General features: G+C 68.7%; 11 protein-coding genes. 3 read left to right on the plus strand and 8 right to left on the minus strand.

The genetic code is table 11. From position 1 onward, the window contains the following. Position 1 precedes the first annotated feature (1 nt). Both CWC60_RS04585 and CWC60_RS04590 read right to left on the minus strand, forming a co-directional pair. Positions 2–1,495, minus strand: a complete 1,494-nt coding sequence (locus CWC60_RS04585; protein WP_109792823.1) for a Ppx/GppA family phosphatase — start codon at positions 1,493–1,495, stop codon at positions 2–4. Between the two features lie 9 nt (positions 1,496–1,504). Beyond that, entirely contained in the window at positions 1,505–3,691 is a 2,187-nt protein-coding gene (locus CWC60_RS04590; RefSeq protein WP_206419764.1) for an RNA degradosome polyphosphate kinase, read from the minus strand. A 77-nt stretch (positions 3,692–3,768) separates the two neighbouring features. Between CWC60_RS04590 and CWC60_RS04595 the strand changes: the two genes are divergently transcribed. Beyond that, on the plus strand, positions 3,769–4,281 hold the full coding sequence (locus CWC60_RS04595) for a SixA phosphatase family protein (RefSeq protein WP_109792824.1): 513 nt from the start codon (positions 3,769–3,771) through the stop codon (positions 4,279–4,281). Here the strand turns inward: CWC60_RS04595 and dapD are convergent, their stop codons facing one another. Together dapD and CWC60_RS04605 are read right to left on the minus strand one after the other, a co-directional pair. Next, positions 4,282–5,124: a 2,3,4,5-tetrahydropyridine-2,6-dicarboxylate N-succinyltransferase gene (gene dapD, locus CWC60_RS04600; RefSeq protein ID WP_109792825.1), complete on the minus strand. Its 843-nt coding sequence runs from the start codon at positions 5,122–5,124 to the stop codon at positions 4,282–4,284. 81 nt (positions 5,125–5,205) lie between these two features. After that, a complete protein-coding gene (locus CWC60_RS04605; protein WP_109792826.1) occupies positions 5,206–5,769 on the minus strand; it encodes a DUF2889 domain-containing protein in 564 nt (187 codons plus the stop codon). A 154-nt stretch (positions 5,770–5,923) separates the two neighbouring features. Between CWC60_RS04605 and CWC60_RS04610 the strand changes: the two genes are divergently transcribed. Then, positions 5,924–6,574 (plus strand): LysE/ArgO family amino acid transporter, encoded by a 651-nt coding sequence (locus CWC60_RS04610; RefSeq protein WP_241147896.1) that lies wholly within the window; start codon positions 5,924–5,926, stop codon positions 6,572–6,574. A gap of 4 nt (positions 6,575–6,578) precedes the next feature. On the opposite strand, the gene CWC60_RS04615 is transcribed toward CWC60_RS04610, so the two are convergent. Genes CWC60_RS04615 through CWC60_RS04630 form a run of 4 tightly spaced genes read right to left on the minus strand, consistent with a single transcriptional unit; the run spans position 6,579 to position 11,678 of the window. Next, on the minus strand, positions 6,579–7,307 hold the full coding sequence (locus CWC60_RS04615; RefSeq protein WP_164516365.1) for a TIGR02186 family protein: 729 nt from the start codon (positions 7,305–7,307) through the stop codon (positions 6,579–6,581). Further along, on the minus strand, positions 7,304–8,227 hold the full coding sequence (locus CWC60_RS04620) for a sulfite exporter TauE/SafE family protein (protein ID WP_109792827.1): 924 nt from the start codon (positions 8,225–8,227) through the stop codon (positions 7,304–7,306). The genes CWC60_RS04615 and CWC60_RS04620 overlap by 4 nt, the downstream gene beginning before the upstream one ends. A gap of 50 nt (positions 8,228–8,277) precedes the next feature. Next, the gene (locus CWC60_RS04625) at positions 8,278–8,931 is read right to left on the minus strand and encodes a hypothetical protein (RefSeq protein ID WP_109792828.1); all 654 of its coding nucleotides are present in this window, start codon (positions 8,929–8,931) and stop codon (positions 8,278–8,280) included. After that, positions 8,928–11,678: an SEL1-like repeat protein gene (locus tag CWC60_RS04630; RefSeq protein WP_109792829.1), complete on the minus strand. Its 2,751-nt coding sequence runs from the start codon at positions 11,676–11,678 to the stop codon at positions 8,928–8,930. The genes CWC60_RS04625 and CWC60_RS04630 overlap by 4 nt, the downstream gene beginning before the upstream one ends. 307 nt (positions 11,679–11,985) lie before the next feature. Here CWC60_RS04630 and CWC60_RS04635 point away from each other — a divergent pair, with 307 nt between their 5' ends. Continuing rightward, entirely contained in the window at positions 11,986–21,783 is a 9,798-nt protein-coding gene (locus tag CWC60_RS04635) for a hypothetical protein (RefSeq protein ID WP_109792830.1), read from the plus strand. The last annotated feature ends 55 nt before the right edge of the window (positions 21,784–21,838 follow it).

A 21,838-nucleotide genomic window follows, 5' to 3' on the forward strand; every position in this document is an offset into this window, starting at 1 on the left:
ATCAGAGCGCGACGATCTCGTCGTCGGCGTCGAACAGCCCGGCAAGGCGCTTCAGCCGCGACTGCACCGACTCGCCGATGACCCCGATCTGCGGAGCGGGTCCCGCCAGGGTGATCCTGCGGTCCTTCAACTCCAGAGAGAAGGCCGGAAGCAGGCCGGGGGCGCCGCCGGTCAACGTCTGAGCCAGCCGCATCGCGCCGCCGATCCGTTCCGCCCGCATCACCTGATCGTCGGAGAGCAGTGTGCGGGCTTCGTCCACCACGTCCCGGCCGGCCTTGTGGGAATATCGCCGCAGCATCGTCACCGCCAGAAAGGCGCGGTCGGCGTGGCTGACGGCCAGCAGCGGCGCGCGCAGCACGCGGCGGTAGGACTGGGTGGCGCGATAGTCGGGATGCGTTCGCCATCCGACATCGCAGAGCAGACAGGCCGCCATCCTCAGCCGTGCTTCCTGGGCGCTCTCGCCGGCGAACAGATTGCCGGTCCAGTCGAATATTTCCTTGCCGACCGTGGGACTGAACCGCGCTTCGTGGCGCGCCAGAGCCTCCACGCCCGCCAGCAGCGGATCGTTGTCGCGGGCTGCTTCGCTGAGGCATTCGAGATAGGCGCCTTCGCGGACCCCATGGGCGCTGAAGACCAGCCGCGGCGGCGCCAGGCGGTGCACGATCGCCTCCAGCACGAGCGAGGCGGCGGGCAGCACCTGCAGGCGGCGGTTGGAGATACCTTCTGCGCCGGCCAGGGATTCGGGGCTCTGGCGCGCAATCAGACGGGCGATGGCGATGGCCCTGTCCGGGGTCATCTCGTAGCCGTGGATGATGTTCAGCCCGTAATTGCGCATGCCGATATCGAGCTTGGCGACGGCGCGCCAGGTGCCGCCGACCAGATAGAGATCCTGGCCGGTACAGCCCGCCAGCCAGTCGAGGCGGTCGAGATGGGCGTCCACCGTGCGCCGGATGGCCGCCGGCTGGAAACTGTCGGCGGGAAACTGCAGAGGGCCGACGGGGAGGGTCGCGCCTTCCAGAACCTTCCGGTCTCTGATCGGGGCGAGTTCGAGGCTGCTGCCGCCGAGGTCGCCGACGACGCCCTGGGCGTCGGGCAGTCCGAACAGAACGCCGAGACCGGCGAGATTGGCTTCCTCGGGGCCGGTCAGCACGCGCAGGTCGATCCCGGTCTCGCGGCGTGCCCGCTCCACGAACTCAGTCCCGTCGCGGGCATCGCGCACGGCTGCCGTGGCGAAGGCGAAGACGCGCGAGGCGCCGGCGGCGCGGCTCATCCAGTCGAAGCGGCGCAGCGTCTTCAGCGCGTAATCCACGCCTTCCGGGTTCAGCCGGCCGGTCTTGCCCAGCCCCTTGCCCAGAGAGCAGAAGGCGCGTTCGTTGAGCATGGCGAGCGGCGCGCGTTCGCTATCGCCGAATATCACGAGCCGGACGGAGTTCGAGCCGACGTCGACGACGGCGATCCTGTCCGACTTTGATCTGGCGGTTATCGAGTCCGGCATGCGACTCCGTCAGTCGTCGTGGTCGTCCAGTTTGAGTTCCAGCGGCGCGCGGTCGCCGTCCATGGCCTTGCCCCGGCCCGACAGGCTGGGGTTGGTCATGAAGTATTCATGCGCGCTGAATCCCTCGCCGTCCACCGGAATGCGACGATATTCTCCATCCGGCAGCATCATCCAGCTCTGCAGGTCGTCCTTCAGATTGGCGACCATGATCTGTTCCAGCACCTGGGCGTGCACGGTCTCGTTCTTGATCGGCACGAAGCTCTCCACCCGGCGGTAGAGGTTGCGCGGCATCCAGTCGGCGGAGGTGATGTAGACCTTGGCCTGGCGGCTGGGCAGGGCGGCGCCGTTGCCGAACGCGACGATGCGCGAATGCTCGAGGAAACGGCCGATCAGGCTGCGCACGCGGATGTTTTCGGACAGGCCGGGAACGCCGGGACGGAGGCAGCAGATGCCGCGGATGACCAGTTCGACCTCCACCCCCGCCTGGCTGGCGCGGTAGAGTGCGTCAATGATGTCGGGGTCGACCAGGCTGTTCAGCTTGGCCCAGATGCAGCCCGGCCTGCCGGCCTTGGCGTGCTCGATCTCGCCCTCGATCTCGGCCAGCACCTTCGGCGCCAGGGTATGCGGCGAATAGGCGATCTCCTTCAGTCCCTCGGGCCGGGCATAGCCGGTGAGGAAGTTGAAGATGGCGCTCGCTTCCTTGCCAAGCTGCGGGTCGGCGGTGAAGTAGGAGAGGTCGGTGTAGATCTTCGCCGTGATCGGGTGGTAGTTGCCGGTGCCGAAATGGGAGTAGGTCCTGAGACCGTCCTTCTCCCGGCGCACTACCAGCGAGATCTTGGCGTGGGTCTTCAACTCCACGAAGCCGTAGACGACCTGAACGCCGGCGCGCTCCAGATCGCGGGCCCACTTGATGTTTCTGGCTTCGTCGAAGCGCGCCTTGAGCTCGACCATCGCGGTCACCGAGATGCCGGCCTCGGCGGCGGCGATCAGCGCCTGGACGATCGGCGAATTGTCAGAGGTCCGGTAGAGCGTCTGCTTGATCGCGAGCACGTTGGGATCCTCGGCCGCCTGGCGGAGGAACTGCACCACCACATCGAAGCTCTCGAAAGGATGGTGTACGACGATGTCCTTGGAGCGGATGGCGGCGAAGCAGTCGCCGCCGAACTGGCGGATGCGCTCGGGGAAGCGCGCGTGATAGGGCTTGAACAGCAGATCGTGGCGTTCGTCGACGATCACCCGTCTGATGTCGGCTAGCGCCAGCATGCCCTCGACCACGACGATGTCCTGCGGTCGGGTGTCGGTCTCCTCGACCACCAGGCGCTTGAGATGATCGTTCAGTCCGCCGGTGATCTGCAGACGCACGATGTGGCCGCGGCGGCGGCGGCGGAGCGCGGATTCATAGGTGCGGACCAGATCCTCCGATTCCTCCTCCAGCTCGATGTCCGAATCACGGATGGCGCGAATCTGGCCGCGGCTGACGATCTCGTAGCCGGGGAACAGCCGCGACATGTACATGGCGATGAGCTGGCTGACCGCGACGAAGCGGATGGAATCGCTGGGCAGCCGGACGAAGCGCGCGACATGCTGGGGGATTGGCACGATCGCATCCAGCAGGCGCCCGTCGTCGGTGCGCTTCAACTGGGCGATCATCGCCAGGCCCAGGTTCGGGATGAAGGGGAAGGGGTGCGCGGGGTCGATGGCCAGCGGTGTGAGGACCGGCAGGATCTGGTCGAGGAAATGGCCGTCCAGCCATTCGCGTTCCGTCGCCGACAGCTCGTCCGCCTCGACGATGGCGATGCCGTTCTCGCGCAGTTCCTTCTGCAGCGCGCTCCAGTAGCTCTGCTGCTGGCGCATCAGCCGGCCGGCAAGGTCGTCGATCTTCTCCAGCTGCTGTGACGGCGTCAGCCCGTCCGGCGTCACCGTCTTCACGTCGGCCTGCACCATGTCCCAGAGGCCCGCGACACGGACCATGAAGAACTCGTCCAGATTGGAAGCGGAGATCGACAGGAAGCGCACCCGTTCCAGCAGCGGGTGGCGCGGGTTCTGGGATTCCTCCATCACCCGGGCGTTGAACTGCAGCCAGGACAGTTCTCGATTGATGAACCGGTCGGGCGACGTCATGTCGATCGTCTCGATCGCCGGACTGGGCGGCTCGGGCGGCCGCTTCGTCGCTGTCGTCATCGCGGTATCGTTCATGTCCGGGTCCCGTTTCCTCGCTGAGTGCTTATAGCAGTTCTCTTGAATCATTTTGACCGTCGCATGACAGTGTCTCCATGAAGACGCTGATGCTGCTGCGCCACGCCAAGTCCGCCTGGAGCAACCCCGCGCTCGGCGATCACGACCGGCCCCTCAACGAACGCGGCCGCAAGGCGGCGGACCGTATGGGCCGCTACATGGCGGAAGAGGGCCTGACGCCGGATCTGGTCTGTTCCTCGACCTCGGCGCGGACCCGGGAAACCTGGCGGCGCCTGTCGGCAGCAGCAGGCTATGATCACGAGCCCCGTTTCGAGCGATCGCTCTACCTCGGCGAACCCCGCGACTATCTGCAGATACTCCACGCGCTGCCCGACCGCGTCGGCCGCGTGCTGATGCTGGGCCACAGTCCGGGGATCGAAACCCTCGCCCGTGCCCTGACCGGAGACGGCGATCAGGCGGACATGGTGGCGCTGGCCGGGTCATACCCGACCGGCGCCCTGACCGAGATTGTCTTCGATGACGGCTGGAGCGGCGTGCAGCCCGGCAGCGGACGTCTGAGGCGTTTCGTCAGGCCGCGGCTGCTGGACTGATCAGGTCCGGAGCAGTTCGTTGATCGAGGTCTTGGCCCGTGTGCGCTCGTCGACGCGTTTGACGATCACGGCGCAATAGAGCGACGGCGTCGGACGGCCGTCGATCACGGGGCCGGGCATGGCGCCGGGCACCACCACGGAATAGGACGGCACGCGGCCGACATGGATCTCGCCGGTTTCCCGGTTCACGATCTTGGTGGAAGCGCCGATATAGACGCCCATGGAGAGCACCGAGCCCTGTTCGACGATGACGCCTTCGGCGACTTCGGAACGGGCGCCGATGAAGCAGTTGTCCTCGATGATCACCGGATTCGCCTGCAGCGGCTCCAGCACGCCGCCGATGCCGGCGCCGCCCGAGATGTGACATTCCTTGCCGATCTGGGCGCACGAACCGACCGTGGCCCAGGTATCGACCATGGTGCCTTCGTCCACATAGGCGCCCAGGTTGACGAAGCTCGGCATCAGCACCACGCCCGGCGCGATATAGGCGGAACGGCGCACGATGCAGTTCGGCACGGCGCGGAAGCCGGCCTTGCGGAATTGGGTGTCGCCCCAGCCGGCGAACTTGCTCGGCACCTTGTCGAACCAGGTGGAATCGCCGCCCGGACCGCCGGTAATCGGCGTCATGTCGTTGAGACGGAAGCTGAGCAGCACCGCCTTCTTCAGCCACTGGTTCACGACCCATTCGCCCGAGCGTTTCTCGGCGACGCGCGTCTCGCCCGAATCCAGGGCGTCGAGGGCCTGGTTGACAGCCTCGCGCAGTTCGCCGGTCGTGGCCGGGCCGATCCTGTCGCGGCTCTCCCAAGCCTGTTCGATCTTCTCTTCCAGCGCGTGCAGGCTCATGGTCGGCGGCCCTTCCCCTCGGATGACGTCTCGGTCGAAGCGCGCGGACGATAGCCGCTCGCCGCCGCCTGTCAACACGGCTCAGCCCGCGCGGGGCAGCTTGCTGTCGGGGTTGTGGAACGCCGGGTAGCGCTCCTTGACCGCCGGGCTGTACTCGGCCCAGGCATGGCAGGTGTTCAGGATCGGCGGTTTGACGCCCGGCCGGCCGTCGCCGCCCATGCTGTCCTTGATCGGCCAGATGGTCTGCATTGCGGCCGTCGCCATCTGCGGCAGCAGTTCGACGATATGGGTGCAGCCCAGGGTGCCGCCGATGCGTTCGCGCGCCTTGCGGTTGAAGCCGGGGCCGATCTTCAGGCCTGCCAGCGCGTCGAAGTTCGCATTGACGTCCTTGCAGATGCCGTATGGCGTGATCTCGGACCAGCTTTCTGCCTCGTGGATCAGGAAGTCGGTGTCCACGGTCAGGCGCACCCACATCTTGTGCACCATGCCGTCGGGCCGCCGCTCCTCCATCCGGCCATAGGCCTCGGGCTTGTGGTCGGAGATCACGCCCTCGATGTCCCAGAGGCCGTCCTCGCGCTCGTAGCCGCGGATCTCGATGCCTCTCGTGTGCCGATGCTTGCGCCTGACAGGCTGGCTCAACGCCATGCGGGATACTCCTGATCTGACGGGGAAACCTTCGTGAGCGGCGGAAAATAGGTAGGGCGCCTGCGCCGGTCCAGCCCGTGCGGCGCATGCCGACCATGCGGCAGACGTGCGAGGCCGGCGACATGGCATTCCGCCCGGGCGCCCCGGCGCGGACGTGCTATATCCGCCGCCGGTTCGCCATCGCCATCCGAAGGAGGAAACGCTGGAGCCGGCACTGGAGGGATTTGCGCTCGGCTTCGGCCTGATCCTGGCGATCGGGGCGCAGAATGCATACGTGCTGCGTCAGGGGCTGAAGCGACGCCATGTGCTTCTGATCGCCTCCATTTGCGCGCTGTCCGACGCCCTGCTGATCGGGGCGGGGGTCATGGGACTGGGCGCGCTGATCGGGCAGGCGCCGCAACTCGTCTGGTGGGTGACGCTGGGCGGGGCCGTGTTCCTGTTCGCCTATGGCGCGCTGGCGCTGGGCCGGGCGTTGCGTCCGGGCCGGCTGCTGCCCGCCGGGGGCGCGGAGACATCGTGGCGCGCGGCCGCCGCCGCCACGCTCGCCTTCACCTTTCTGAACCCGCATGTCTATCTCGACACGGTCGTGCTGCTGGGCGGGATCGCCGCACGCCACGATGCGGAGGGACGGCTGTTGTTCTGGCTGGGCGGGGCCGTCGCCAGCGCCGTCTTCTTCTACGGGCTGGGATTTGGCGCGCGTCTTCTGGCGCCGCTGTTCGCGCGGCCGGCGGCCTGGCGCGTCTTCGATATCGTGATCGGGCTGGTGATGTGGGCGATCGCCGCCAGCCTGGCCTCGGATCTCTGAGGGATCAGGATTTCCGGAAGATCTGCGCCGCGCCCCAGCCGGCGAAGGCGGCGATGACCACCGCGAACAGGCCATAGAACAGCGGCCACTGGTGCGCGAACGAGAAAAGCGCCCGCTCGATGCCCGACTTGTCGATCAGGATGGGACTGGTCTGGGCGCTGACCACGCTGCCGTCCTGGAACAGATAGACTTCCGTCGTGTAGGAACCCACCGGCACGTTGGCGGGAAAGGCGATGGTGGACCGGTACAGCCGGTCGAACAGGATGGTGACGCCGCTGGTGTCCTGGTGGAACAGGTTGTTCTGTTGGCGCAACCGCTTGACGGCGGCGTCGAAGCCGGCCTCGGTGGCGCCGCCTTCGATGGACTCGACCCGGATGTTCTCGATGCCGATGCCGTGGCGGCGCAACACCCGCTCGCTGGCGATCTCTGTCAAGGGCCGGTTGGAAACCACCGCATAGAAACCCGGCACGTTGCGGTAGGTGACCGCGTCCGCGTTGACCCAGACGCCGGCGATGCGCTCCTTGCGCCGCACGGTCAGCGACTGCGGCGGGCCCTTGATGACGATGACGACGTCGCCGGGCTGGCTCAGCGAGCCGAACAGCAGAAGTTCGGTCCCCGTGAAGCTGGAATCAATGCCGATTCGTCTGGAGGAGATGTCGGAGACCAGCGGTGACTGCGCCTCGGCGGCGAGTCCGGTCAGCAGTCCGACGAGCAGGATCAGACGGGCGATCAATGTCCTGCCTCCGCGCCGATGGCGATGCTGAACAGCTCCGATGGCACCGCGATCAGGTCGTAGGCCAGCTTGCCGCAGACCAGCAGCACCATGGCGGCGAGCAGGAAGCGGAGCTGTTCGCCCTTCAGATAGAGACCGACCCGTGTGCCGAACTGCGCGCCGATGACCGATCCCGTCAGCAAGAGGAGCGCCAGGACAACGTCCACGGTCTGGGTGTTGACCGAATGCAGGACGGTCACCGCAGCGGTGACGAAGGTGATCTGGAACAGCGACGTACCGACCACCACGGCGGTGGGCATGCCCAGCAGGTAGATCATCGCCGGCACCATGATGAAGCCGCCGCCGACACCCATGATGGCGGCGAGAATGCCGACCAGGCAGCCGATGAGCAGCGGCGGCAGGGCGCTGATGTAGAGCTTGGAGCGCTTGAAGCGCATTTTCAGCGGCAGGCCGTGGATCCAGTAGTGCTGACGCTTCTTGCGGCGCGCGCCGCCGCGCCGCTGGCGGAACAGCGCCCTTGCGCTCTCGATGAACATCAACGCGCCGATGATCCCCAGGAAGACCACATAGCAGAGCTTGATCAGCAGGTCGCTCTGACCGAGCGTCTTCATCCAGGTGAAGATCACCGTGCCGATGACCGATCCGACCAGGCCGCCGCACAGCAGCACCAGTCCCATCTTCACGTCGACGTTCCTGCGCCGCCAGTGGGCCAGGGCGCCGGAGACGCTGGCGGCGACGATCTGGTTGGCCTCGGTCGCCACGGCCACGGCCGGCGGGATGCCGAGGAACATCAGCAGCGGCGTCATCAGGAAGCCGCCGCCGACCCCGAACATGCCCGAGAGAAAGCCCACGCCCGCGCCGAGCCCGAGCAGCAGGAATATGCTGACGGAGATCTCGGCGATGGGGAGATAGATCTGCACGTCGGGTTCAGCGCCTCGTCGGGCCTGGAGGAACGCGCCGGCGCAGGCGGTCAGCCTCGGAACAGTTTTCCGATACCTGCTGACCGACGTCCATTCCGTTCCTCTGTGAAATCCTGTCCCCTGGTGTCGGCGAGGCGCGCGAGTGTTCGCTCCAGCGGGCCGATCAGCTCCGCCGCGCGGCGCGCTTCCTCTGCCGAGCGGCGGACATCCTGCGCCAGAGCGGACAGATCGCGCAAGGTCCGGGACGTGTCGTCAACCGACTCCAGCGCTGGAAGCATGGCGCCGAGATATTCATGGATCAGCAACCGCAGTCGGTCGAATTCTTCCTGCATCTCGGGGGAGAGACCGCCCGAAGGCGCCGGATCATCGAGCTCCACCACGGCGGTCATGGGCTCGTCCCCGGAAACGTCCGGATCGGGCGAACCGGTGGACGTTGCGTTACGGTTGAGGAAATCTCGCGTCCGTTCGTCCAGCAGGACCCGGAAATCCGCCATGTCGGCCGCTGCCGCCGCGGTCGCGTCCTCCGCGGTGCCGTCCAGTTCCGCCAGCGCCGCTGCGCCGATGACGCGGCTCAGCCATTCGGCAAGGGTCTGGCCGGACTGGCGCGCGGCCAGACGCGCGGCCTCCTGGATTTCGCTCTCGACGCCACGGATGGTCCAGACGCTCCCGGAGCGGCCGCCGCGGTTGTCCGCATCGCCGGTCATCCGCCCGACCGCAGGCCTTCGAGCACCTGCATCGTGACCTGTCCGGTCTCGGGCAGGCCCTGGCTCTCCTGCCATTGCCGGATTGCGTCGCGGGTGCGGGCGCCGATCAGGCCGTCGGGCTCGCCGGGGTCGTAGCCACGGTCGACGAGCAATTGCTGCAGTTCGCGAATCTGGTCGCGCCGAGTCAGGGTCTGGCCGCTGTCCGACGGCGCCGTTGCGGCATTCTCGCCGCTGGCCGGCGTAAAGGCGTCGACACGGGCATCGACTTCCGTGCGCTGTTCCTGGGTCAGCAGGGGAATGACGCGGCGCACGTCGGCTTCAGCCGTCTCGTCGCCCGACCTGGCAGCCAGGCGGAACCAGTAATAGGCCTGCTCGAAGTCGCGCGGGACCCCAAGCCCCCCTTCGTAGAGCACGCCCATGTTGTACTGCGCATCGACCAGGCCCTGTTCGGCCGCCTCGCGGAACCAGCGCGCGGCCTGGAAGTAGTCTGGCGTGCCCAGGTCGTCCTGCGCATAGACCTCGCCCAGATACTTCTGCGCATCCGCATGTCCCGACCGCGCGGCGGCGTGCAGCCAGAGTTTGGCGAGATCGATATCGCGCGGCACGCCCACGCCCTGACGGTACATCACGCCCAGATTGGCCTGCGCGTCGACATGGCCCTGCTGGGCGGCGCGGTCGAACCAGTCCGCCGCCTCGCCATAGCTGACGTCGACGCCCACGCCGTCGCGGTAGCGGATGGCCATTTCGTACTGAGCCTCGGCATCGCCGTCGCGAGCGGCGGCAAGAACGGGATCAACCTCGGATTCCTGCGGCGCGGAAGCGGGCGCCGCCGGCTCTTCCGGCTTCACGGCGGCGAGGTCGGTCTCGCTGGTCTCCATCTGCAGCGGCGGTTCGTCGGTCGCGGCGGATGATGCCGCTGACGCGGCCGCGGATGCCGGTTCCGGAGAAGCGGTCTCAGGCGCACGCTCGGTCGCTGCGGGCGCCGTCGCTTCACTCTCCGCCATTGGCGCCTCGGCGCCCGGTTCCTCGCCGCCGGCAGGCAGTTCGAACCGGCCGACGGCGGTCAGGCCGTCTTCCCAGAGCGCCTTGGCCCGCTCCGCGACCTGCTGGAAGGCCGGCGTTCCGACGAACCAGTAGCCGCCCAGCAGCAGCGCGAGGAAGATCACCGCCGCAACGAGATAACCCCGGCCGCGCCGGCGCGGCGGGTAGGGCGCAGGGGCCGGCGGTTCCCGCCGGTCGATGTCGATGGGCCGATCGAGCCGCATCCCGCCGTCGCGGCGAGTGGCTTCCGGTTCTTCACGGCCCGGGCTCTGGAAGCCGCCGTCGTCGCCGAATGCGCCGACGCCGCCAAGACCGCCTTCGTCGCGATCATCCGGCGGTGGCGTGTGACCGGCCAGCGTATCGCCGAGCAGCGATTCCACCGGCACGAGCCGCCGTGGCCGGTCGGGAGTCGCGTCTTCGGGGATTTCCGTCGCCATGGCGGGGCCGCCATCGGAACGCGGCGGAACGGTTTCGATCGGATCGATTGCGGCTGCCGCTTCGGGTTCCGGCTCGGCATCGGCTGCGATCTCTTCCCCCTGCTCCTCCTCGGGCGCCGCGTCCGGGTCGTCGAAGGGGGGCAGGTCATGGAAGAGGGGATCGCGGTATTCATCGGACTCGTGCCTGGGCGCGATCCGTTCATCCTGACGGGCGGTCAGGTCGTGCAGCGCGGCCAGTTCCGGACTTGCTTCCGGCAGCGGCGCGTCCGCAGGTTCGTCCTCCGCTTCGGGCGCTGGCGGCTCGGCCTCGGCATCCTCGGTTGCCGGTTCCGCGGCGTCGGCCGGGGGCGGCAGCGCATCGGATTCGGCCTGCGCCCGCTCGCGCGCGCCGAGCCGGCCTTCGAGATCGCGGATGGCGTCGGTCACTGGAGCGAGCATCGCCGCAAATGCGGCGTCTCGGCCTGCCGGGCCGGTCTGACTGTCGCGTTCGGCGAGTTCCCGGCGGAGCGCGGCGAGCTCTTCGGCGAACTGGTCCGGGCGCGCGTCCGCGTCGCGGGGGGCCGGCAGGCCGTGGCCGGTGTCTTTCACCGCGGCCTCGACCTCGTCGATCTTGGCGGCGATGTTGACCATGCCGTTCATCAGCTTGCGGATGTCTTCCGCCTGCCGCTCGACGATCGCCTTGAGTTCGGCGGTCTCGCCGCCGGCGCCGGGCGGGGCGTCCAGCCGCTCGGCGAGTTCTGTGACGGCGCGGCGGACATCTTCCAGTCCGGCGCGGTCTTCCGGTGCCCCGCCGATCCGTTGTTCCAGCCGGCTCAGGCCCTCCCGCAATGGCGTCAGGTCGGTCTGCTCCGAGGTCTTGCGGTCGAGCTCGTCGAGACGGCGCACGATGGTCAGCAGGCCGCGTTCCAGCCTGGGCTGGTCGATCTGCTGTTCCGGCGCCGGTAGCGCCCGGGCCATACGGTCGACGCGTTCGCCGATATCGTCCAGCGCGGCCTCCAGCCGGGCGGCTTCGGGTATGGCCGAGCCGCCGGCGTCGCGCAACTGATCGACGCGGCGCGCCAGTTCGGCGATCGCCCGCATCACCCGCGCGGTCTCCAGCGAACCGCCACCCTGTGGCGCCGGCGCCGGCGGGGCAGGCTTGTCAGCCTCGACAATCGCCCGGTTGAGCCATTGGCCGAGAGTCATACCTGCCGCCCTGGCCTTGGCCTTCGCGGTTTCGCGGGCGTCCAGTTCGACTCCCTTGACGCTCCATGGCGCGCCAGCCTTCATCCTGGTGCTCCCTGCAACTGGACCGGGTAGAACCCTTGACTACCGATTCAATCAACCGGCCAATCCTAGGGGCATTCGTCCTTTGGGGGTAGGGCCTGATTTCCCGCGATGACGCAGGGCCGTGGCGGCACGATCCGGATACCTCGGCCGCATCCGATGGACGCTGCGGTACGGCCTGGCCCGGGGGCATTTCAGTTGCGCCCGCCGCACCTTTCTGGTTTAACCGATTGGCGAACAAGAAAAACAAGACAATCAAGGGTCCGCTGCGGCAAGTACGTTCTGTTGATGGCCTGTTAGGAGGGCGATCATGTCGCTGTTGTGCGAGTTGCTGCGGATTGATGCCCGTGCACGATTGACGTTCGTCAATGAAACGGGGACGTCGGGCGGCGATGTCCTGATCGGCAGCCCGCTGGACGATACCCTGTCGGGGCTCGGCGGTGATGACACCATCCAGGGCAATGACGGCAACGACCTGCTGACCGGCGGGGCGGACAATGATTTCGTGACCGGCAACGCAGGCGACGACACCTTCGTGGGCGGTCTGGGCGACGACACCTATCTGGGCGGCGCGGACCTCAATCAGGTGGACTATTCCGCCCAGGTCGCGCCGGTCACGGTGGACCTCGGTCTCGGACTCGCCAGCGGCGCCGGCATCGGCGCCGACACGCTCGACGCCATCCAGAACGTGATCGGCGGGGCCGGAGGCGACACCATCTCCGGCAACGCCTCGGGCAATTTCATTGATGGCCGCGACGGCGACGACTCCCTTTCAGGCGGCGATGGTCTGGATACGCTGTTCGGCGGCGCGGGCGCGGACACGCTCGATGGCGGCACGGGCGGCGACCTGATCAACGCGGGCGAAGGCGGTGACCTGGTTTCCGGCGGTGACGGTCTGGACACGGTTTTCGGCAAGGACGGCGACGATACCATCGACGGCGGCGCCGGCGCGGATTCGCTGGCGGGGGAGATCGGCGACGATTCGATCGACGGCGGGGCGGATTCCGATGAGATCGCGGGCGGCGCGGGCCAGGACACGCTGAACGGACAGGACGGCAACGACATCCTCGTGGGTGGCGGTGACGACGACACGCTTCTCGGCGAGGCCGGCTTCGACCGGTTGTTCGGCCAGACCGGGGCGGACGTGCTTTTCGGCGGCTCGGAGAACGATCTTCTGGATGGCGGCAGCGGTGACGATCTGCTGGACGCCGGCGATGGCGACGATCTGGTGCGCAGCCGCGAGGGCTCCGACACCGTGTTCGCCGGTCTGGGCAACGACATCGTCTTCGGCGGCCAGGGCGGCGACAGTCTGGCCGGCGGCGATGGCGCCGATACGCTGCGCGGGGATCTGGGCAGCGACACAATCGGTGGCGCGGATACGCTGGAGGGCGGCGACGGCGACGACGATATCCAGGGCGGCCGCGGCAACGACCTGATCAGCGCCACGGGCGGCGCCAACCGGATGTTCGGACAGGAGGGCGCGGACACGCTGTCGGGCGGCGTCGACGCCGACACACTGGTGGGCGGCGAGGCGGATGACACGCTTGACGGCGGCGAAGGCGACGACCGCGTAGTCGGCGATGACGGCGACGATCTCGCCGCGGGCGGCCTCGGCAATGACGAGGTGGCCGGCGGCCAGGGTGCGGACACGCTGACCGGCGGCGACGGCATCGATACGGTGCGCGGCGGCGCCGACAACGACTCGATCTCCGGCGGCGCGGGCGCGGACCTGCTGGAAGGCGGCTCAGAGAACGATACGGTCGCGGGCGACGGCGGCAACGACACCATGCTGGGCGATTCCGGCGACGATCTGCTGGATGGCGGAGCGGGTGCGGATTCGATGTTCGGCGGCTCCGGCGTCGACACGCTGCTTGGCGGCGACGACGGCGACACCATCGTCGGCGGCTTCGGCGGCGATTCCGTCGACGGCGAGGCGGGCAATGATTTCGTGTCGGGCGAACAGGGCAACGACCGGGTCTTCGGCGGCATCGGTGACGACACCGTGGCCGGCAACGAGGGCGACGACACCCTGTTCGGCGGCGACGGCGCGGATTCCGTACTCGGCGGCGACGGTGACGATTCCACCGAGGGCGGCATCGGCGCGGACACCATCCGCGGCGGTCTCGGGGCCGACCGCATCCTGGGGCAGGACGGCAATGACTCGCTCAACGGCGATCTCGGCGACGACACCGTCCTTGGCGGACTTGGAAACGATTCCATTCACGGCGAGGCCGGGCGCGACCAGCTGTTCGGCGAGGCCGGCGCCGACACCATCCGCGGTCTCGACGACAACGATCTGATCCGCGGCGGCGATGACGCGGACCTGCTGTTCGGCAATGACGGCAAGGATACGGTCAAGGGCGACGATGGCGACGACGCGATCGACGGCGGCGGCGGCATCGATCAGCTGTTCGGCGGCGTGGGCAACGACACCATCCTGGGCAATACCGGCAGCGATACGGTCGACGGCGGTCTGGGCGACGACAGCCTTTCGGGCAATGCCGGCAATGACATCATCCGCGGCCGGGAGGGCGGCGACAGCCTGTTCGGCGGCACCGAGTCCGACATCCTGGAAGGCGGCGAGGGCAGCGACAGCCTGGACGGCGGCTCCGACGACGATGTCCTGCGCGGCGGCGACGACGCCGACACGCTGCTCGGCCAGGGCGGCAACGACATCGTCAACGGTGACGGCGGCAACGATCTGCTGTTCGGCGGCTCCGGCAATGACGACATGCGCGGCGGCCTGGGCGACGACACCCTGATCGGCGCGTCCGGCGCGGACCGCATGGCCGGCGGCGCGGGCATCGACGTCGCCGACTATTCCGGCTCTGCCGCAGGCGTGACAGTGAACCTGAACAACGGCAAGGGCGAGCGCTCTGATGCCGAGGGCGACGAACTGCGCAGGATCGAGAACGTCATCGGCACCTCGCAGGTCGACACGCTGCAGGGCAACGCCGACGCCAACGTGCTCGACGGCGGCGCGGGCGCGGACAATCTGATCGGCCTGGGCGGCGACGATACGCTGCTGGGCGGGCTGGACAACGACACGCTGAAGGGCGGCGCCGGCGCCGACAGCCTGGACGGCGGCGCAGGTATCGACGTGGCCGACTATTCGGGCTCGGCCGGACCCATCAGCGTCGACATCGGCCTCGGCCTTGCGACCGGCGGCGATGCCGACGGCGACACGCTGACCGCCATCGAGGGCGCGATCGGCACCACCACCGACGACACGCTGATCGGCGACGCGGGCGCGAACTTCTTCCAGGGCGGCATCGGACAGGATTCCATCGTCGGCGGCGGCGGCGCGGACACCATCGACGGCGGCAACGGCAACGACACGCTGGAGGGCGGCGACGGCGACGATTCGCTGACTGCGGGCAATGGCGACGACCTGATCGCCGACGGCGCGGGCAACGACACCATCTTCGGCGGCGCCAACGAGGATACGATCGTCGGCGGCGCGGGGGGCGACGCCATCAACGGCGGCGGCGGCGTGGACCGGCTGGACTTCTCCGGTTCCGCAGCGGGCGTGAACGTGGATCTGGGCCTCGGCGTCGGGACCGGCGGCGACGCGCAGGGCGACAGCTATGTCAACATCGAGGACGTGGTGGGCACCGCCTTCGCCGACACGGTCGTCGGCTCCAACGCGGCCAACAAGCTGTTCGGCCTGGCGGGTGCGGATTCGATCAGTGGCGCCGGTGATGCCGACCGCATTTTCGGCGGCGACGACAACGATACGCTCTCTGGCAACGACGGTTCGGACGTGATCCTGGCCGACGCCGGCGCCGACCGCCTGTTTGGCGGCGACGCCGGTGACATCCTGAAGGGCGGCCTGGGCAACGACACCATGAACGGCGACGCCGGCGATGACCGCCTGGAGGGCGGCGACGGCGACGACACTGCCTTCGGCGGCGCGGACAACGACACACTCGACGGCGCCGCCGGCGCGGACGGCCTGAACGGCGAGGCGGGCGACGACGTCATCCTGGGTGGCGCCGGTGTCGACAACCTGCTCGGTTCGACGGGCAACGACCGCATTTTCGGCGGCGACGACGACGATTCCATCCGTGGCGGCGACGACAACGATTCCGTTCTGGGCGACGCGGGCAACGACACTGTCCGCGGTGAACTGGGCGACGACCTGGTGCGTGGCGGCGCGGGCGCGGACGTGGTCGACGGCGACGCGGGCGACGACACCATGTTCGGCGACAGCGGCAACGACACGCTGACCGGCGACGAGGGCAATGACGTTCTGGATGGCGGCGATGACGACGACATCGTCTCCGGCCTGGCCGACAACGACACCTTGCGCGGCGGCGCGGGCAATGACGTGGTCAATGGCGGCGACGGGTCCGACCAGGCCCTGGGCGGATTGGGCAACGACACGGTGCTCGGCGGCGCCGGCAATGACGCCGTCCTGGGCGAGAGTGGCGACGATCAGGTGCAGGGCGATGACGGCGACGACACCGTCAGCGGCGGCGCCGGCAACGACACGCTGAACGGCAATCTGGGTCTCGACCTGCTGAAGGGCGGGACGGGCGACGATTCGGCCATCGGAGGCGGCGGGGCCGACAAGATCCTGGGCGAGGATGGCGTCGACACCCTGCTGGGCGACGCGGGCGACGACACGATCTTCGGTGGCGCGGACGGCGATTTGCTGTTCGGCGGCGCCGACAACGACATCGTGCTGGGCGAGGCCGGGTCGGACACGCTGACCGGCGACCTGGGCGATGACACGCTGTCCGGCGGCGCCGGCGACGACGTGCTGCTGGGCGACGGCGGCGCGGATGTCATGAACGGCAATGACGGCGTCGACACGGTCGACTATTCCGCTGCCGGCGGCGCGCTGACGGTCAACCTGACGACCGGCATCGGCGACCGTTCCGACGCGACCGGCGACTTCTACGCCAATATCGAGAATGTCATCGGCGGCTTCGATAACGACATCATTACCGGCAACGTGCTGCAGAACTCGCTGGTCGGCGGCGGCGGCAACGACCTGATCTCGGCTGCGGCCGGGGACGACACGATCCGCGGCGGGCTGGGCGACGACAGCCTGGAGGGCGGCGCAGGCGCCGACATCCTCGACGGCGGCGACGGCAATGATTCCGCCGACTATCGCGGCTCCAGCGCCGCGGTGAACGTGGACATCGCGCTCGGCGTCGCGACCGGCGGCCACGCCGCAGGCGACACGCTGATCTCCATCGAGAGTGCGGTCGGCACCAACGGTTTCGGCGATACGCTGACCGGCGACGCCAGCGCCAACAAGCTGGAAGGGCTGGGCGGCGACGATGTGCTGATCGGCAATGACGGCGACGACACCCTGGAAGGCGCGGGCGGCAATGACAGCCTGGACGGCGGTCTGGGCGCGGATGCGATCCTGGCCGGCAATGGCAATGACACCCTGGTCGGCGGCGCGGGCGGCGATTCGCTCGACGCCGGCGAGGGCAACGACGTCGTGAGCGACGGCGCCGGCGACGACACGGTCCGCGCAGGTCTGGGCAATGACACGGTGTTCGCCGCGGCCGGCGCGGACGACCTGGACGGCGGCGACGGCATCGATCTGATCGACTATTCGGGCTCGGCCGCCGGCGTCACGGTCGACATGTCCGGCGGCGTCGGCGCCGGCGGCGATGCCCAGGGCGACACCGTCGTGGCGTTCGAAAACCTGATCGGCTCGAACTTCGACGATGTCGTCACCGGCAACGCCTCCGACAATCAGATCTTCGGCCTGGATGGCGCGGACAATCTGAGCGGCGCGGATGGTAACGACACGCTGGATGGCGGCGCCGACAACGACACACTGTCGGGCGCGGCCGGCGCGGACCAGATCGACGGCGGCGACGGCGCCGACCAGATCTTCGGCGGCGATGGCGCGGACACGCTGACCGGGGGGCTGGGCAACGATACGCTGCAGGGCCAGATCGGCGCCGATCTGCTGCTGGGCGACGAGGGTGCGGATCTCATTGTCGGCGGCGCGGACAATGACACCGCCAATGGCGGCGCGGGCGCCGACACGATCACCGGCGACGGCGGCGATGACAACCTGAACGGCGGCGACGACGACGATCAGTTGAACGGCGGCGACGGCCTCGACACCTTGCTGGGCGGCGCGGGGGCGGACTCGCTCCTCGGCGGGCTCGGCAACGACAGCCTGTTCGGCGGCGACGGCGACGACACGCTGCGCGGCGAGGATGGCGACGACCGCATCGACGGCGGCGAAGGCGCGGATGTTCTGGACGGTGGCGTTGGCGCGGATTCGGTCACGGGCGGTGCCGGAGCCGACACCATGCTGGGGGACGCCGGCGACGACACGCTGCGTGGCGGGTTGGACAATGACAGCATCGCCGGCGGCGGCGGCATCGACCGCCTGTTCGGCGAGGATGGCGACGACACGCTGATCGGCAATGACGGCGCGGATACCTTGGACGGCGGGACCGGCAATGATTCCCTGGATGGCGGCATCGGCAATGACGTGCTGGACGCCGATGGCGGCTTCGACACGGTGCGCGGCGGCGACGGCAACGACCTGATCCGCACCGGCGACGATGACGACCAGGCCTTCGGCGATGCGGGCGACGACACCATCGAGGCCGGCGCGGGCGCGGACAGTATTCTGGGCGGCGCGGGTGACGATCGCATCACCGGCGGCGATGGCGACGACACGCTGCTCGGCGAGGACGGCCTGGACACGATCATCGGCGGGGCTGGCGCAGATTCCGTCAATGGCGGGCTGGACGCTGACCTGATCACGACCGACACCGGCGCGGACACGGTGGTCGGCGGCGACGGCGACGACACGGTGAATGCCGGCGACGAGGACGACTTCGTTCAGGGCGGCGAGGGTGCAGATTCGCTGAACGGCGGCTGTCACAACGACACGCTGGAAGGCAACAACGGCGCGGACACGCTGCTGGGCGACCATGGCGACGACGTCATCGACGGTGGCGCGGATGCCGACTTCATCGACGCCGGCGAAGGCTTCGACAGTGTGCTGGGCGGCACCGGCAACGACACGATCCTGGGCGGCTTCGACAACGACACCTTGCGCGGCCAGGGCGGCGACGACTCCATCGTCGGCGGCACCGGCGACGACCTGTTCGAGGGCGGCAACGGCGCGGACACCATGCGCGGCGGCCTCGGCAACGACACGCTGACCTATGAGAACTCGGCTGCGAGCGTGGTTGTCGACCTCGATAGCGGTTTCGCCAATGGCGGCGAGGCGACGGGCGACATCTTCGACCGGATCGAGAACCTCATCGGTTCGGCTTTCGACGACATCCTGCGCGGCGACGGCTTCGACAACCTGCTCTCGGGCCTGCTGGGCGACGACCTGATCGAAGGCCGCGCCGGCGCGGACACGCTGGACGGCGGCCTGGGCAATGACACGATCTCCTACGCCGGCTCCTCGGCGGCGGTGAGTGTGAACATCGCGCTCAACACCGCTTCCGGCGGCCACGCGGCGGGCGACCAGATCGCGGCTTTCGAGAACATCACCGGCTCGGACTTCAACGATACGCTGACCGGCACGGCCGGCGCCAACATCCTGCTGGGCGGGATCGGGGCCGATATCATCACCGCCGGCGACGGCAACGACACGCTGGGCGGCAATGCGGGCAATGACACGCTTGACGCCGGCGACGGCGACGACCTGCTGTTCGTCGGCCAGGGCGCGGACTCGGTAACCGGCGGCGCGGGGTCGGATACGGTCGACTTTTCCGGCGAGACGTCGGGCGTCAGCTTCGACCTCTCCAACGGCGGCGACGATACGGTTTCCGGCATCGAGCAGGTGATCGGCTCGGCCTTCGCCGACACGCTGACCGGCAGTTCGACGGGCGATACCCTGTTCGGCGGCGCTGGCGCAGACAGCATTGCCGCCGGCGACGGCGACGATACGGTCGACGCCGGAATCGGCGCCGACACGGTCGCCGGGGGTGCAGGCGCAAACGTGCTCGACGGCGGCGCGGGGCTGGACCTGCTGGACTTCTCCGGCGAGGCGGGTCCGGTCGACTTCGACACCGCGGATACGCTGGCCGGCGACGATACGGTCTCGAACTTCGAAGGCGCCATCGGCACAGCGGCGAATGACACGCTCACCGGCGGCGCGGCAGCCAACCGTTTCTTCGGCGGCGACGGCGCGGACACCATCTCGGCCGGCGGCGGCGACGACTTCCTGACCGGAGACGGCGGGGCGGACACGCTCGAGGGCGGCGACGGGGCCGATACGCTGGGCGGCGGCACCGGCGATGACACGCTGATCGGCGGTCTGGGCGACGATTTCATGGACGGCGGCGCGGGCGACGACCGCTTCGTCATCGCCGACGGAGACGGCAAGGACACCATCGGCAACTTCACGCCGGGCGCGGGGACCATCGACGTGATCGACGTCCAGGGCGTCTCGGCGCTGAACGACTTCGCCGACGTGCTGGCGAACGCCACCGACGACGGCGCGGACACGACGATAGACCTGGGCGGCGGCAACAGCCTGGTCCTGACCGGGGTGCTTGTCGGCCAGCTCGACGCGGATGACTTCGAATTCGGCGGCCCGAGCATCATCCAGGGGACCAATGGCGACGACATCCCGCTGAACGGGACGGCCGGCAACGACATCATCCAGGGACTCGACGGCAACGATTTCATTGTCGCCGGGGACGGCAACGACTCCGTCGACGGCGGTCTGCTCAACGACACGCTCCGCGGCGGAGCGGGCGCCGACAGCCTGGAGGGCAATTCGGGTGAGGACTGTGCCGACTACTCGACCTCCGGCGCGGCGGTCGAAATCGATCTCGGTCTGGGCGTGGCCAATGGCGGCGACGCCACGGGGGACACGCTGACCGCGATCGAGGGCGCCATCGGTTCCGCGTTCGCCGACACGCTGACAGGCGACACGCTGGACAACCACTTCTTTGGCCTGGACGGCGCGGACAGCATCGCCGGGGGGGACGGGGCGGACACGCTGGATGGCGGCGACGGCGACGACACCGTCGACGGCGGCGCGGACGACGACCTGATCGATGGCGGTTCCGGCTTCGACAGCCTGACCGGCGGGGACGGCAACGACACGATCAATGGTGGCGCGGATGACGACACCATCGACGGCGGCGTCGATCTCGGCGCCGACAGCCTGAACGGCGGCGCGGGCGCGGACTCCATCGATGGCAATGGCGGCAGTGACACGCTGATCGGCGCGGCCGGGGCCGACACGCTGAACGGCGGCGACGGCGCCGACAGCCTGAATGGCGGCGACGATGACGATCTGCTGGTCGGCGGCGCGGGCGACGACACGATCTCCGCCGGGGCCGGCAACGACACCATCGACGCCGGCGACGGCGACGACCGCGTGCTGGGCGGCTCCGAAGACGAGACCATCGACGGCGGCCTCGGGAACGACACGCTGCGCGGCCAGTTCGGCGACGACACGATCAACGGCGATGGCGGCGACGACCTGGTCCTGGGCGGCGGCAATCTGGACCTCCTGTTCGGCGGCGCCGGCAACGACACGATCAATGGCGACGATCCGGCGCTCGACACGCTGGTCGGCTTCGACACGATCTTCGGCGGCATCGGCGACGATCAGCTGAACGGCGCCGGCGGGCAGGACGTGCTGTTCGGCGAGGAGGACAACGACTCGCTGCTGGGCGGGCTGGACAACGACAGCCTGGAGGGCGGCGACGGCCTCGACACGGTGCGCGGCGAGGACGGCGACGACACGGTGCTGGGCAATGCGGGCGACGACGTGGTCGACGGTGGTCTCGGGAACGACCAGCTCTTCGGCGGCACGGGCGACGACAGCATGTTCGGCGATGACGGCAACGATACGCTGAACGGCGGCTCCGGCGGCGGCGACAATGACACCCTGGCCGGCGAGGTCGGCGACGACCTGTTCATCTTCGACAACGATCTCTGGGGCGACGACGTGATCGAGGACTTCACCGCCGGCGCGGGCACGGAGGACGTGATCGATCTGTCGGCGCTGGGCATCGGCTTCGGCGATCTGTCGATCCAGCAGACCGGCGGCGACACGGTGATCATCTTCAACGGGCAGTCGATCACCCTGCAGGGCGTGGTCTCGACGGCGCTCGACGAAACCGACGACTTCACCTTCTGACCGTCAGGGGAATGCGGCGAAGAAAAAGGGCGGCCGCCCGGAAGCGGCCGCCCTT

The organism is Minwuia thermotolerans (assembly GCF_002924445.1).
GTDB classification, from domain to species: domain Bacteria; phylum Pseudomonadota; class Alphaproteobacteria; order Minwuiales; family Minwuiaceae; genus Minwuia; species Minwuia thermotolerans.

Excerpts from the sequence above, each read along its gene's own strand:
- CWC60_RS04585 (WP_109792823.1), bottom strand. The coding sequence starts at position 1,495 with ATGCCGGACTCGATAACCGCCAGATCAAAGTCGGACAGGATCGCCGTC.
- CWC60_RS04590 (WP_206419764.1), bottom strand. The coding sequence starts at position 3,691 with ATGAACGATACCGCGATGACGACAGCGACGAAGCGGCCGCCCGAGCCG.
- CWC60_RS04595 (WP_109792824.1), top strand. The coding sequence starts at position 3,769 with ATGAAGACGCTGATGCTGCTGCGCCACGCCAAGTCCGCCTGGAGCAAC.
- dapD (WP_109792825.1), bottom strand. The coding sequence starts at position 5,124 with ATGAGCCTGCACGCGCTGGAAGAGAAGATCGAACAGGCTTGGGAGAGC.
- CWC60_RS04605 (WP_109792826.1), bottom strand. The coding sequence starts at position 5,769 with ATGGCGTTGAGCCAGCCTGTCAGGCGCAAGCATCGGCACACGAGAGGC.
- CWC60_RS04625 (WP_109792828.1), bottom strand. The coding sequence starts at position 8,931 with ATGACCGGCGATGCGGACAACCGCGGCGGCCGCTCCGGGAGCGTCTGG.
- CWC60_RS04630 (WP_109792829.1), bottom strand. The coding sequence starts at position 11,678 with ATGAAGGCTGGCGCGCCATGGAGCGTCAAGGGAGTCGAACTGGACGCC.
- CWC60_RS04635 (WP_109792830.1), top strand. The coding sequence starts at position 11,986 with ATGTCGCTGTTGTGCGAGTTGCTGCGGATTGATGCCCGTGCACGATTG.